Annotated in this window: 10 protein-coding genes and 5 tRNA genes; 9 read left to right on the forward strand and 6 right to left on the reverse strand. The window is 58.3% G+C overall.

Features of this window, described 5'->3' with window-relative positions; genetic code table 11:
• Window positions 1–168 precede the first annotated feature (168 nt).
• Together gltA and QZL71_RS05320 are read right to left on the reverse strand one after the other, a co-directional pair.
• Window positions 169–1563 carry an NADPH-dependent glutamate synthase gene (gene gltA, locus QZL71_RS05315; RefSeq protein WP_005945766.1) on the reverse strand — a complete coding sequence of 465 codons (1395 nt, stop codon included), beginning with the start codon at window positions 1561–1563 and terminating at the stop codon, window positions 169–171.
• 1 nt (window position 1564) lies between these two features.
• A complete protein-coding gene (locus QZL71_RS05320) occupies window positions 1565–2407 on the reverse strand; it encodes a sulfide/dihydroorotate dehydrogenase-like FAD/NAD-binding protein (protein WP_044954207.1) in 843 nt (280 codons plus the stop codon).
• Between the two features lie 341 nt (window positions 2408–2748).
• On the opposite strand from QZL71_RS05320, the gene QZL71_RS05325 reads away from it, so the two are divergent.
• The 5 genes from QZL71_RS05325 (at window position 2749) to QZL71_RS05345 (ending at window position 3334) form a co-directional block, all read left to right on the forward strand.
• A tRNA-Gly gene (locus tag QZL71_RS05325) sits at window positions 2749–2824 on the forward strand.
• A gap of 6 nt (window positions 2825–2830) precedes the next feature.
• Window positions 2831–2906: transfer RNA gene (locus QZL71_RS05330), tRNA-Val, on the forward strand.
• Window positions 2907–2909: 3 nt separating this feature from the next.
• Window positions 2910–2983 (forward strand) — tRNA-Asp (locus QZL71_RS05335).
• Between the two features lie 169 nt (window positions 2984–3152).
• A tRNA-Phe gene (locus tag QZL71_RS05340) sits at window positions 3153–3228 on the forward strand.
• 30 nt (window positions 3229–3258) lie between these two features.
• A tRNA-Gly gene (locus tag QZL71_RS05345) sits at window positions 3259–3334 on the forward strand.
• A 192-nt stretch (window positions 3335–3526) separates the two neighbouring features.
• Here QZL71_RS05345 and QZL71_RS05350 read toward each other — a convergent pair.
• Complete coding sequence (locus tag QZL71_RS05350; protein ID WP_005945773.1) at window positions 3527–4516, reverse strand: nucleoid-associated protein; 990 nt, start codon at window positions 4514–4516, stop codon at window positions 3527–3529.
• A gap of 143 nt (window positions 4517–4659) precedes the next feature.
• Between QZL71_RS05350 and QZL71_RS05355 the strand changes: the two genes are divergently transcribed.
• Window positions 4660–5037, forward strand: a complete 378-nt coding sequence (locus tag QZL71_RS05355; RefSeq protein WP_097775338.1) for a PH domain-containing protein — start codon at window positions 4660–4662, stop codon at window positions 5035–5037.
• Window positions 5038–5120: 83 nt separating this feature from the next.
• Here QZL71_RS05355 and QZL71_RS05360 read toward each other — a convergent pair whose 3' ends face one another.
• Window positions 5121–6284, reverse strand: a complete 1164-nt coding sequence (locus tag QZL71_RS05360) for an MFS transporter (protein WP_294648145.1) — start codon at window positions 6282–6284, stop codon at window positions 5121–5123.
• 170 nt (window positions 6285–6454) lie between these two features.
• On the opposite strand from QZL71_RS05360, the gene QZL71_RS05365 reads away from it, so the two are divergent.
• Genes QZL71_RS05365 through QZL71_RS05375 form a run of 3 tightly spaced genes read left to right on the forward strand, consistent with a single transcriptional unit; the run spans window position 6455 to window position 10148 of the window.
• The gene (locus QZL71_RS05365; RefSeq protein ID WP_242961888.1) at window positions 6455–7444 is read left to right on the forward strand and encodes an AraC family transcriptional regulator; all 990 of its coding nucleotides are present in this window, start codon (window positions 6455–6457) and stop codon (window positions 7442–7444) included.
• 18 nt (window positions 7445–7462) lie between these two features.
• Entirely contained in the window at window positions 7463–7648 is a 186-nt protein-coding gene (locus QZL71_RS05370) for a hypothetical protein (protein ID WP_179860489.1), read from the forward strand.
• Between the two features lie 19 nt (window positions 7649–7667).
• Window positions 7668–10148, forward strand: coding sequence for an excinuclease ABC subunit UvrA (locus tag QZL71_RS05375; protein WP_097775341.1), 2481 nt, complete (start codon window positions 7668–7670; stop codon window positions 10146–10148).
• A gap of 59 nt (window positions 10149–10207) precedes the next feature.
• On the opposite strand, the gene QZL71_RS05380 is transcribed toward QZL71_RS05375, so the two are convergent.
• On the reverse strand, window positions 10208–11296 hold the full coding sequence (locus QZL71_RS05380) for a sugar kinase (RefSeq protein WP_154260472.1): 1089 nt from the start codon (window positions 11294–11296) through the stop codon (window positions 10208–10210).
• A 144-nt stretch (window positions 11297–11440) separates the two neighbouring features.
• Window positions 11441–12213: radical SAM protein (locus QZL71_RS05385; RefSeq protein WP_294648148.1), on the reverse strand; the 773-nt coding region annotated here is incomplete at its 5' end.

The raw sequence follows: 12213 nt of genomic DNA on the forward strand, positions 1-12213 counted from the left end.
ACCTGCACCACCGGCGGCAGCGCCCGGTGCGCTGTGCGGTGCGTGCGGACGGGCTACCCGGCGCTCACAACGGAGACCGCAGAATAAGATGCAAAAATCCCCTGTGCGCTGGCACAGGGGATTTTTCATATCCGGTATTCAGTGGGCGGTGCCCACCTCCACAGGGGATTACTTGCTCTGAATGTACTCGTCAATGGCCTTTGCAGCAGCCTTGCCTGCGCCCATGGCCTTGATGACGGTGGCTGCGCCGGTCACGGCATCGCCGCCGGCGTACACACCATCGCGGCTGGTTTTGCCGTCGTCGCCGTCGGTAACGATGCAGCCGTGCTTGTTGGTTTCCAGACCCGGGGTGGTGGAGCGGATCAGCGGGTTGGGGCTGGTGCCCAGACTCATAATGACCGTGTCCACATCCAGCTCGAACTCGCTGCCCTTCTTTTCGATGGGGCGGCGGCGGCCGGAAGCATCCGGCTCGCCCAGCTCCATCTCAATGCAGGTGATGGACTTGACAAAGCCCTCGTCGTTGGCGTGGATCTCCACAGGGTTGCACAGGGTCTTGAAGATGATGCCCTCTTCCTCGGCGTGCTCCACCTCTTCCTTACGGGCGGGCAGCTCAGCCATGCCGCGGCGGTAGACGATGTACACGGTCTCGGCACCCAGACGCAGGGCGCTGCGGGCAGCGTCCATAGCCACGTTGCCGCCGCCCACAACGGCGACCTTTTTGCCGGTGCGGATGGGGGTCTTGCTGGTGGGCAGATAAGCCTTCATCAGGTTGGAGCGGGTCAGGAACTCGTTGGCAGAGTAGACGCCCTTCAGGCTCTCGCCGGGGATGCCCATGAAGCGGGGCAGACCGGCACCGGAGCCTACGAACACGGCCTCGTAGCCGTACTCGTCCATCAGCTCGTCGATGGTGAGCACCTTGCCAATGACCATATTGCACTCAAAATCAACGCCCATCTTCTTCAGGCCGTCGATCTCCTGCTGCACGATGGCCTTGGGCAGACGGAACTCAGGGATGCCGTACATCAGCACGCCGCCGGCCACATGCAGGGCCTCGTAAACGGTGACCTTGTAGCCAAGCTTTGCCAGATCGCCTGCGGCGGTCAGGCCGGCAGGGCCTGCGCCGATGATGGCCACCTTGTGGCCGTTCCATTCGGGCACGATGGGGGCGGTGTGCACATTCTCGCGGTGCCAGTCGGCAACAAAGCGCTCCAGGCGGCCGATGCCCACCGGCTCGTTCTTGATGCCGCGGGTGCACTTGCCCTCGCACTGGCTCTCCTGCGGGCATACACGGCCGCAGACAGCGGGCAGGGAAGAGGAACGGTTGATCACCTGATAAGCGGCTTCAAAGTCGCCCTCGGCCACATGGCCGATGAACTCGGGGATATCGATGCCCACAGGGCAGCCGGTCTGGCAGGGTTTGTTCTTGCAGTGCACGCAGCGCTTTGCTTCGTTCACGGCCATTTCTTCGGTGTAGCCAAGTGCAACTTCCTTAAAGTTCTTGTTGCGCACATTGGGGTCCTGCGTGGGCATGGGGCACTTCTTCGGGTCCATATTGAAAGCCATCTTATTTTACCTCCTGATTGAGCAGATTGCATGCCGCTTCACGGGCGTGTGCCTCAAACGGGCGGTACATGGTGCCGCGGGCCATTGCCTCATCAAAATCCACCAGATCGCCGTCAAAGTCGGGGCCGTCCACGCAGGCGAACTTGGTCTCGCCGCCAACGGTCAGGCGGCAGCCGCCGCACATGCCGGTGCCGTCGATCATGATGGGGTTCATGGAAACGATGCTCTTCAGGCCATGCTTCTGGCAGGTCTTGACCACGAACTTCATCATGATCAGCGGGCCAATGGTGATGACCAGATCGTACTGGTTGCCGGCGGCCACCAGCTCGTCCAGTGCAGCGGTAACAACACCCTTGGTGCCATAGCTGCCGTCGTCGGTCATAATGCGCAGCTCATCGCTGCAGGCTTTGAACTCGTCCTCAAGGATCAGCAGGTCCTTATTGCGGAAGCCCACCACGCTGTGCACCACACAGCCCTGCTCGTGCAGTTCACGGGCAATGGGCAGAGCGATGGCGCAGCCTACGCCGCCGCCCACGACACATACCTTCTTCAGGCCTTCCACCTCGGTGGCGCGGCCCAGCGGGCCTACAAAGTCGTGGACACTCTGGCCCACCTGCAGGCTGTTCAGCTCCATCGTGGTACCGCCCACGATCTGGAAAATGATATCCACAGTGCCCTTTTCGCGGTCGTAACCGGCCACGGTCAGGGGGATGCGCTCGCTGTCCTCAAACGGGCGCACAATGATAAACTGGCCCGGCTTTGCCTTTTTGGCGATCAGCGGGGCTTCAATGACCATCTTCGTCACGGTGGGATTCAGCGCGACTTTTTCAGTGATCTTATACATTGTGTTTGCTCCTTTATGCTGGCTTTTCCTATTTCTGCGCACGAAAACGCGCCTGTATGCCCTCAGCGGCATAACAGACGCAGCTCTTACAGGCGACAAAATGACACTTTCCATTATAATAGTTTACAAAAGGGAAAGCAAATCAATTTTCTTCGTGTATGTCATGGCAAACTTGAATGATGACACAGGTAAAGCGCGCAAAAGTGAAGTCTTTTGAATACAGACAGGCGGGTTTCCAACTTTTTTGCAGAAAATGCAAATTTGTGGTTGACAATTTCCGGGCGGTACGGTATAATAATCAGCGTCGCCGGTAAACAGTCCGGCACAAACACATGGAATGTGCGGCCGTAGCTCATCTGGTAGAGCGCCACCTTGCCAAGGTGGAGGTAGCGAGTTCGAGCCTCGTCGGCCGCTCCATTTTGTGGAAGTTTAGCTCAGCTGGGAGAGCATCTGCCTTACAAGCAGAGGGTCAGCGGTTCGAGCCCGTTAACTTCCACCATTTGGCCCGGTAGCTCAGTTGGTTAGAGCACCAGCCTGTCACGCTGGGGGTCGTCGGTTCGAGCCCGATCCGGGTCGCTTCGTCGAAAGTCCTGCAGTTCATCGGGCGGTCTTGCAAGCAAGACTGCCGTGATGAACGCCAGACTTTCTCCTCTTCCCCACAAAATCTTGCTTCGCAAGCTTTCGCGGGGGCCCCGAAATTCGCGAGAATCGCTCGGGAGGGTGCAGGGATAATTGCACCGCTTATGCCTCTGTAGCTCAGTCGGTAGAGCAGGGGACTGAAAATCCCCGTGTCATTGGTTCGATTCCGATCGGAGGCACCAGCTAAGGAAATCCAGCAGGGTTTCCAATATGCGGCCGTAGCTCATCTGGTAGAGCGCCACCTTGCCAAGGTGGAGGTAGCGAGTTCGAGCCTCGTCGGCCGCTCCAATACGAAGCCATCGTTGATGCAGAAATGCAAAAACGATGGCTTTTTTGTTGTTTCTCGTTACGGCTCCTTCCTGTGAAAAAAGAAAAGCCGGAAAATCCGCAGATTTTTCGGCTTTTGCAAATATGAAAATAATGATTCCGCTGATATTGTCGGAGTGCGATCCGTGCGCGGAGACAATTTTAAATCGTTTCTTACAGGATCACATTTTTAATGAGCAGCGAAATGCTGCCGTCGTCGCTGTGCAGAAATTCCACCTCGTTGTCCGAGTTGAGCAGTTCGGTGGGAATCTTCACCTCAATGCCGTTGGCGGTGTGGATGCTGCGGCTCTCCATGCGGCGGATGCGCGCAGGGGTCACGGTCACGGGCTGCTCAGGCGCTTCCAGCACATCACTCTTTTCCACATAATCATCAAAGGGCACGGCGGCAAGGGGATATTCCTCTTCCAACTGCTGACGCACCTGCTGGATGGATACCTGATTGTCGTTGTCTGCGGCCTGATTGGCGATCAGCATCGCGACCTGAGCCTCTACGTGGGGCTGATCTGCGTAGTTTTCCTGCACGGCCTGCACGGCGGCTTCCTGAATGGCCTGCAGCTTTTTCTTTTCCGGCTGGGCGGTGGTGTACTGGAACACTACCGTGGAAAGGTAAAAATCCTTGTGGCCGTCGATGTCGAACTTTTTTTCCAGCAGCTTCATGGAGTAGTCGGTCAGATTGACAAGGGCACCTTCCTCCACCTTGCCGCTCTGGCTGGGCAGGCAGGCCCGCTGCTGGATGATGGAGTTCACCGGGGCACCCTCCACATTCTCGGTGTAGTGGGTGTAGCCGTTTTTGTAGTTCAACTTCAGGATGCCCAGCCACGGCTCACCATCGCGGGTAAAATCCACCACGGCAAGGTCTGCCCCCGGAATGGTGGTGTGCGCGTGCATGTAGTCGAACAGAACGCCCGCGATGCGGCAGGAAAGGTCCACAAAATCGTGGTTGTGCTCCAGCTCGTTTTTAAAGGCGGAATCCGGCAGCGGGCGGCACTGGCGGATATCGTCGCTGGCAAGCAGCTTTTCGATGTGGTACTGGAAATAGGCGGTCTTTTCGGCGGTCATTTCCATGCCGCTGCCGCTGAGTACAGGCGCATCCATGGTGGTGTCCAGCACGTGCAGAATGGCCTGATGAATGATGATCTCCATGGGAGTTACCTCGTTTTTATAAGAATCTCTTTGGCATACAGTATAGCACAGCCCGGCCCAAAAGGCGAGAGCACATCTTGTAAACCGCCTGCAGGAATGCTACAATAAGGGCAGAAAACCACGCAGGAAAGGGGACAAAAACCATGGAATTCCGTGATAAGCCAATGGAAAACCTCATCCGCCTTCAGGAAAAGGACATCTGCAAAAATGCCCGCGCGCTGCTGCTGGACGGTGAGAGCATCGTGGGTGCCTACAAGACGGTGCGCGATCAGGTGATCTTTACCACCCACCGCATCATCATGGTGGATATGCAGGGCGTTACCGGAACCCGGCAGCAGATCTTTGTGCTGCCGTACCGCAAGGTGCTGCACTTCGGGATCCAGACGGCAGGCTTTGGCGACCCGGTGCAGGCATCGCAGCTGACCGTCTGCTTTGCGGACGCACACGAGGCAAAGTTCGGCTTTATCGGCCAGCAGGAACTGTTTGCGGTCGCCAACGCCATCAGCCGGTGCATCCTGTAAATAACTCCTTTAAAACAGCAGGCTCCCCGCCCGAGACCGGACAGGGAGCCTTTTGCTGTATATGAAATAGGAGAATGGCAGAATTAGCAGCGGCTTGTTTTGCGCACCAGCTGTTCGTGCATGAATACCATGAGCACCAGCAGTGCCAGCAGGTAAAAAGGGAACAGTGCCGGAGTGATGTTGTTTGCCAGCAGGCCGAACAGCGGCGGCATGGCCAGATTGCCCAAATAGGCGCTTGCCATCTGGATGCCGATGACCGCCTGCGATCTGTCCGCGCCGAAGTGTTCCGGCGTGGAGTGGATGATACTGGGATAGATGGGCGCACAGCCCAGCCCTACCAGAACAAGACCGTTCAGGGCAAGGATCTGCGGCCCGGGCAACAGCAGAGCCAGCACCCCTGCGGCCAGAATGCACTGACCCATGCGGATCATCTGCGTATCGTTGAATTTCAGGGTCAAAAAGCCGCAGGCGGCGCGCCCGGCAGTGATGCCGATGTAGAACAGGCTGGCAAAGCTGGCGGCAGTGCCGACGGCAACGCCTTTCGTCAGTGTGAGGTAGCTGCTGGCCCATAGACCGGCCGTGGTCTCCAATGCACAGTAGCAGAAGAAGCACAGCATCACCTCTCTGGCACCCGGCAGACGGAATACCTGTCCAAGGCTCAACGCCTGCGTCGAAGCAGTTTCGGTGTCGGTGCCTGCAGTACGGCTCTGCCATAGCGGCAAACTGAAAAAGAGCACTGCGCTCAGCAGGATCTGGAACAGGGCAATGTACCGGTAGCCGGATGTCCACGGCCCGCCGCCTGCCAGCACCCGGCCCATGACCATGGGGCTGATCATGGTGCCGATGCCCCACATGCAGTGCAGCCAGCTCATGTGGCGGCTTTTATAATGTAAGGCAACATAGTTGTTCAGGGCCGCGTCCACGCTGCCTGCACCCAGCCCATAGGGCACGGCCCACAGGCAGAGCATCCAGAACTGTGTGGAGACCGAAAAGCCGAACAGCGCGGCAGCTGTCATGGCCACACTGAGGGCGGTCACTTTTCCGGTGCCCAGCGCACGGGTGAGCCGGTCGCTGTTCAGGCTGGAAACAATGGTGCCAAAGGAGATGATCATGGAGATCAGCCCCGCATAGGACACCGGCACACCGAGCGCCGGATACATGGAGGGCCACGCCGACCCCAGCAGGGAATCCGGCAGGCCCAGACTGATGAACGAGATGTAAATGATCGGAAGCAGAAGCTGTACCATAAATCTTGAGTTCCTCCGGGAAGCGTGTTATACTTGCAATGCATCTTGTACTTTGCTGATGTAATAATATCACACATCGGAGCGGAATATTAGGATAAAAACGCCCGATTGATACAACAAAACCGGCGCGGATGCGGATGTGCACCTTGACGGAAAGGAGATGGCTGATCGTGGCATTTCAGACCAGCTGTGCAGCAGCGGGCGGGCTCAACTGCCTGCCGGATGTTGTGGCGGATGACGAGGGCAGGGAACTGGTGCAGCACGGCAGCGCACTGTTTCCTATTGCCTGCTATGAAGAGGACCTCAAAAGCTACTCGGTAGCATGGCATTGGCATGAAGAGTTTGAATACATCCTTGCCGTAAAAGGCCCGCTGGCGGTGGACGTGAGCAAAGCCCGGCTGGTTTTGCAGACCGGGCAGGGCGTGTTTGTCAATTCCGGAGTGTTCCATGCGGTGGAGCAGGCTGAGACCGGGGATGCCCTGCTGCATTCCGGGGTATTCCATCCGCGCCTGATCGGCGGCATGGATACCATCTTCTGGCAAAAGCTCGTACACCCGCTGCTTCAGCCGGGAGCACCGGCGTTCTTTCTGCTGGACGAGGCAGACGACGGGCAGAAGGCCGTGCTCTGCCATTTGCGGGAAGTCTGGGACGCAGTGGCCCAAGAGGTCTTTGACTATGAGAATCAGGCGCGGTACCATCTTTCGGCGGCGGTGCATCTGCTGGGAATGCAGTGCGAGGGTGGAAAAACAAAGGTCTCTCAGCAGGAGCAGATCGCGGCCCAGCGCATGAAACAGATGCTGCGTTTTGTGGAAGAGCATTATGCTGAGGAACTGAACGTGGAGCGCATTTCCGACTGCGTGGCCCTGAGTGAGAGCGCCTGCCTGCGCAGCTTCCGGCAGCTGCTGGGGATCACACCCATCCAGTATGTCAAGCAGTACCGCATTGAAAAGGCCGCCGAGCTGCTGCTTTCCACCAGCATGAAAATCGGCGAGATCGGTGCCGACTGCGGCTTTTCGGATACCAGCTACTTTACAAAGACCTTCCGGGAAATCAAGCACTGCACGCCCAGAGAGTACCGTCAGAAGTTTGCAGGAAGAGAGCAGTCTCTTTCAAGGCGGGACGGCGGCAGAGCCAGTGCACCGGCTGAAACAGCGTTATAAAAAGGAGAATCGGAAACAATGCAGCGTAGTTTGACCAAAGGCCCCATCACCGGCAGCATTTTGCTGTTTGCTCTGCCGCTGATGCTGGCCTATCTGCTTTCGGCCACGCCGCTGGGCGTTACCGGCATCTGGCTCAGCGTGCCCATCGGCTGGGCGCTGGCAGATGCCATTGGCATTGGATACTATTTAAAAAAGAAGCAGTGACAGCAGGGGGGGAGAGAAGATGGTCGACCATATCAGGATCCGCGGCGCGCGGGTGCACAACCTGAAAAACGTGAATGTGGATGTGCCGCTGGGCAAAATCGTGGGTGTGGCGGGCGTGTCCGGTTCGGGCAAGTCCAGCCTTGCGCTGGGCGTGCTTTACGCCGAAGGCTCCCGCCGGTATCTGGACGCACTTTCCACCTATACGCGCCGCCGCATGACGCAGGCGGCAAAGGCATCGGTGGACGAAGTGCTGTATGTTCCGGCTGCACTGGCACTGCATCAGCGGCCCGCTGTGCCGGGCATCCGCAGCACCTTTGGTACCGGCACGGAACTGCTGAACAGTCTGCGCCTGATGTTCTCCCGTCTTTCCAGCTATCCCTGCCCGCAGTGCGGCCGTTGGCTGGAACCCAGCCTTGCCGTGGCGGCAGAAAAGCCGCTGCTCTGCCCGCAGTGCGGTGCCAGCGTGCGCGCGCTTTCCGCTGAAGAATTTGCCTTCAACAGTCAGGGTGCCTGCCGTACCTGCAGCGGTACCGGCATGGTGATGACCGTGGACGAGAGCACCCTTGTGCCGGACGATTCTCTTACGATCGACGAAGGTGCCGTGGCCCCGTGGAAGAGCCTGATGTGGTCGCTGATGGTGGATATCTGCCGGGAGATGGGCGTGCGCACCGATGTGCCCTTCCGCGACCTGACCGACCGGGAAAAGGATATCGTTTTCCATGGCCCGGCGGAGAAAAAGCACATTTTTTATCATAACAAAAATTCCAATCAGGCCGGGGAGCTGGATTTTACCTATTTCAATGCCACCTATACCGTGGAGAACGCCCTCTCCAAGGTCAAGGATGAAAAGGGCATGAAGCGGGTGGAAAAGTTCCTGCGGCAAGGCATCTGCCCGGACTGCGGCGGCACCCGGCTGTGTAATGCGGCTCGTACCCCAAAGCTGCGGGGCATCACGCTGGACAAGGCTTGTCAGATGACTCTTGTGCAGCTTACCGATTGGGTGGCGGGTGTGCCGGACAGTCTGCCGGAAGAGATGCGGCCCATGGCCCGCAATATCTGCGAATCCTTCCAGACGGCAGCGGCACGGCTGCTCTCGCTGGGCCTTGGCTACCTGACGCTGGACCGCTCCGCTTCCACTCTTTCCACCGGTGAGCGCCAGCGGATGCAGCTGGCCCGTGCGGTGCGCAACCGTACCACCGGTGTGCTCTATGTGCTGGACGAACCGTCTATCGGCCTGCATCCTTCTAACATTGAAGGCCTGACCGATGTGATGCACGACCTTGTGGCCGACGGCAACTCGGTGGTGCTGGTGGATCACGATACCCAAATTTTAAAGGAAGCTGACTGGCTGATCGAGATGGGGCCGGAAGCCGGTGCAAAGGGTGGACATGTGATCGCGCAGGGCAGCATTCCGAAAATTGAACAGAACGCGGCTTCTCAGATCGGCCCGTTTCTTGCAGGCAGGGCGGGGGTGAACGCCCGGCCGCATGTGCCGGAAAATGAGCTGTTTGCACAGGGCCGCATCCATCTGGAAACCTCGGCCATCCATACTGTGAAGCCGCTGGAACTGGAACTGCCCAAGGGGCGGCTGACCGTGGTTACGGGTGTGTCCGGCAGCGGCAAGACCACCCTGATTTTGGAAAGCCTGGTCCCGGCCTTGCAGGCAAAGGTGAACGGCACAGCCCTGCCAGCGCATGTGAAAAGCGTGGAGGCCGAGGAAATCGCGCAGGTGAAGCTGATCGATGCAACGCCCATCGGCATCAATGTGCGCTCCACCGTGGCCACCTATGCCAATGTGCACGATGAGCTGCGCAAGCTGTTTGCCAAAACGCAGGATGCCAAAGACCACGGCTATAAGGCGGGCGATTTTTCCTACAACACCGGTAAGCTGCGGTGCCCCACCTGTGACGGCACCGGCGTCATCAGTTTGGATGTGCAGTTTTTGCCGGACGTAGAAGTGCCCTGCCCGGACTGCGGCGGTTCGCGTTACAGCCGGGAAGCGGCGGCAGTGAAGCTGCCCACGGCGAACGGCGAACCAGCCTCCATGGCCGACCTGATGGACATGGATGTGTCCACTGCATTGGAAGCCTGTGCGGACTGCAAGCTTGTGCGCCAGCGCCTGCAGGTACTGAAAGAATTGGGCCTTGGCTACCTGACCCTTGGCGAGGAGACACCCAGCCTTTCCGGCGGCGAAGCCCAGCGGCTGAAGCTTGCCAGCGAGATGGGCAAGGGGCAGGCAGACAGTGTGTTCGTGTTCGATGAACCCACCATCGGCCTGCATCCGCTGGATGTACAGACCCTGCTGGGCGTGTTCCAGAAGCTGATCGGGAACGGTGCCACCGTGGTGGTCATTGAGCATGATCTGGATGTGATCCGCAATGCGGATTACCTTGTGGATATGGGGCCGGGCGGCGGCGATGCCGGCGGACGCATCGTGGCGGCAGGTACGCCGGAACAGGTAAGACAGAACCCGGAGAGCATCACCGGGCGGTATATCTGATAGAAAAAGCAACGCCCGCCGGGGAGACCCGGCGGGCGTTCTCTGTACGGCGATAAAACTTACCGCTTGATATCGTAGTTCATGTTCATCAGGTTGCGGATAGTGCTCACATCATCGGTGATGTTGGCATCGCCGTGGATGGTGTGCTTGATGGCACTGCTTGCCACCGCAAAGTTGATCATATCCATGGCTCTGTAGTTGTGCAGCATGGCGTAGATCAGGCCGCTGGCAAAGGCATCGCCGCCGCCCACGCGGTCAAGGATATTAAAGGTGAACAGCTTGCTCTCGAAGGTGTGGCCGTCGTACCACATGAAGGCCTTCAGGCTGTTCTCGCTGCCGCTGTGCGCATAACGCACATGGCGGGCAATGCACTTGAGGTTGGGATACCGCTCGATGAAGTGCTGGAAAATCTCGTCCTGCTGCTCATAGCTGGGCTGCAGAGGCACGCCGTCCTTCCAGTCGCCCTTGGAGTGGTCGTTCTCATCCTTCCACAGGTGGTACGGCTCAATGCCAAGCAGCACATCCACATAGGGCAGGCACTCGGTGCAGAAATCGCGGGCTTCTTCCCAGCTCCACAGGGTGGAGCGGAAATTGCCGTCGAAGCTGACGGTCAGGCCCTTGTTTTTGGCGACCTTGAGCATATCCAGAATGAGGGTGCGGCAGTTGGGTGCCAGTGCCGGGGTGATGCCGCTCAGGTGCAGCCAGTCGTAGCCGTCCAGCAAAGCATCCAGATCCACCTGCGAGAAATCGTACTCGGTAATGGCACTGTGCTTGCGGTCATAGATGACCTTGGACGGGCGGATGCCGTAGCCGGTCTCCAGATAATAAGTACCCAGACGGTTGGAAGGAGTCTCGTTCGGCTCGGTCAGGATCATAGGGGTGCAGTGCACGTCGTTGGAACGCAGCCAGCGCACGGCGCTCTTGCCCAGACTGTTGTTGGGCACCACGCTGAAGAAGGTGCTGTCCACACCAAGGTTCGCCAGTGCCAGTGCAATGTTGGCCTCGCTGCCGCCGTAGCTGGCCTCAAAGCCGGATGCCATACGGATCTTCTCGTAGTTCGGCGGGGTCAGGCGCAGCATGATCTCACCACAGGTGATGAATTTCTGGCCGGTGGTATCGTTGCCAAGGATCGGGTTGAAATGTTCCATAACGCTCCTCCTGATATTTACAGCTCATCAGAGTTCTGTTAACACATCGTTGTATCCATTATAATCCGGCCCGGATGGGATTGCAAGCACTTCCGCGGGGATGCAAGAGAAAATAATCAGCCTTTTTTGGGAGATTTGACGAATTCATACCCCTGTCAAATCGAAAGAAGGCGTATACTCTTCCTTCGCGCTGCTCTTCTGCTGCATGTAGCCCTGCGCCAGTCCCTTGTCCATGGCATAGTTGACCACCCGGCGGTATTCATAGGTGGTAATGCGCCGTCCGATGCCGTGCTCTGCGGCTTTGTAAAACGGTGTGTACTGGCTCATGACGCTGGGGATGAAGCACTCGGGGTCTGCATCGTTCCACGCGGCCATCTGGTCAAGCACCGCAAAGCTGTCGTCAACATGGCCGGGCAGGGCAAGGTGCCGCAGAATGACCCCCTTTTGCAGGATGCCCTCTGCATTGAACACCGGGTGCCCGGCCTGTGCCATCATGGCTTCAATGGCGGGCTTTGCCTGCGCAAAATAGTCCGGTGCAGAGGAAAGCTCTGCCGAGAGGGCGGAGGAGACGTATTTCAGGTCGGCCAGCCAGATGTCGATGTATCCGCGCCATGCTTCCACGCTTTCCACCGTTTCGTAGCCGCCGGTGTTGCATACGATGGGCAGATGCAGGCCCTTAGCCCGGGCAATATCCAGCGCGGCAATGATCCAGGGCCGCCACTGGCCGGGCGTGACCAGATTGATGTTGTTGGCACCCTGCTCCTGCAGATTCAGGAAAATCTCTGCCAGATGTTCCACGCTGATCTCCTTGCCAAGGCCCTCGGCGCTGATGGGATAGTTCTGGCAGAAGCAGCATTTGAGGGTGCAGCCGGAAAAGAACACCGTGCCGCTGCCCTTTGTGCCGCTGATGCATGGCT

It is taken from the genome of uncultured Faecalibacterium sp. (assembly GCF_900066275.1).
Taxonomy (GTDB): Bacteria; Bacillota; Clostridia; order Oscillospirales; family Ruminococcaceae; genus Faecalibacterium; species Faecalibacterium taiwanense.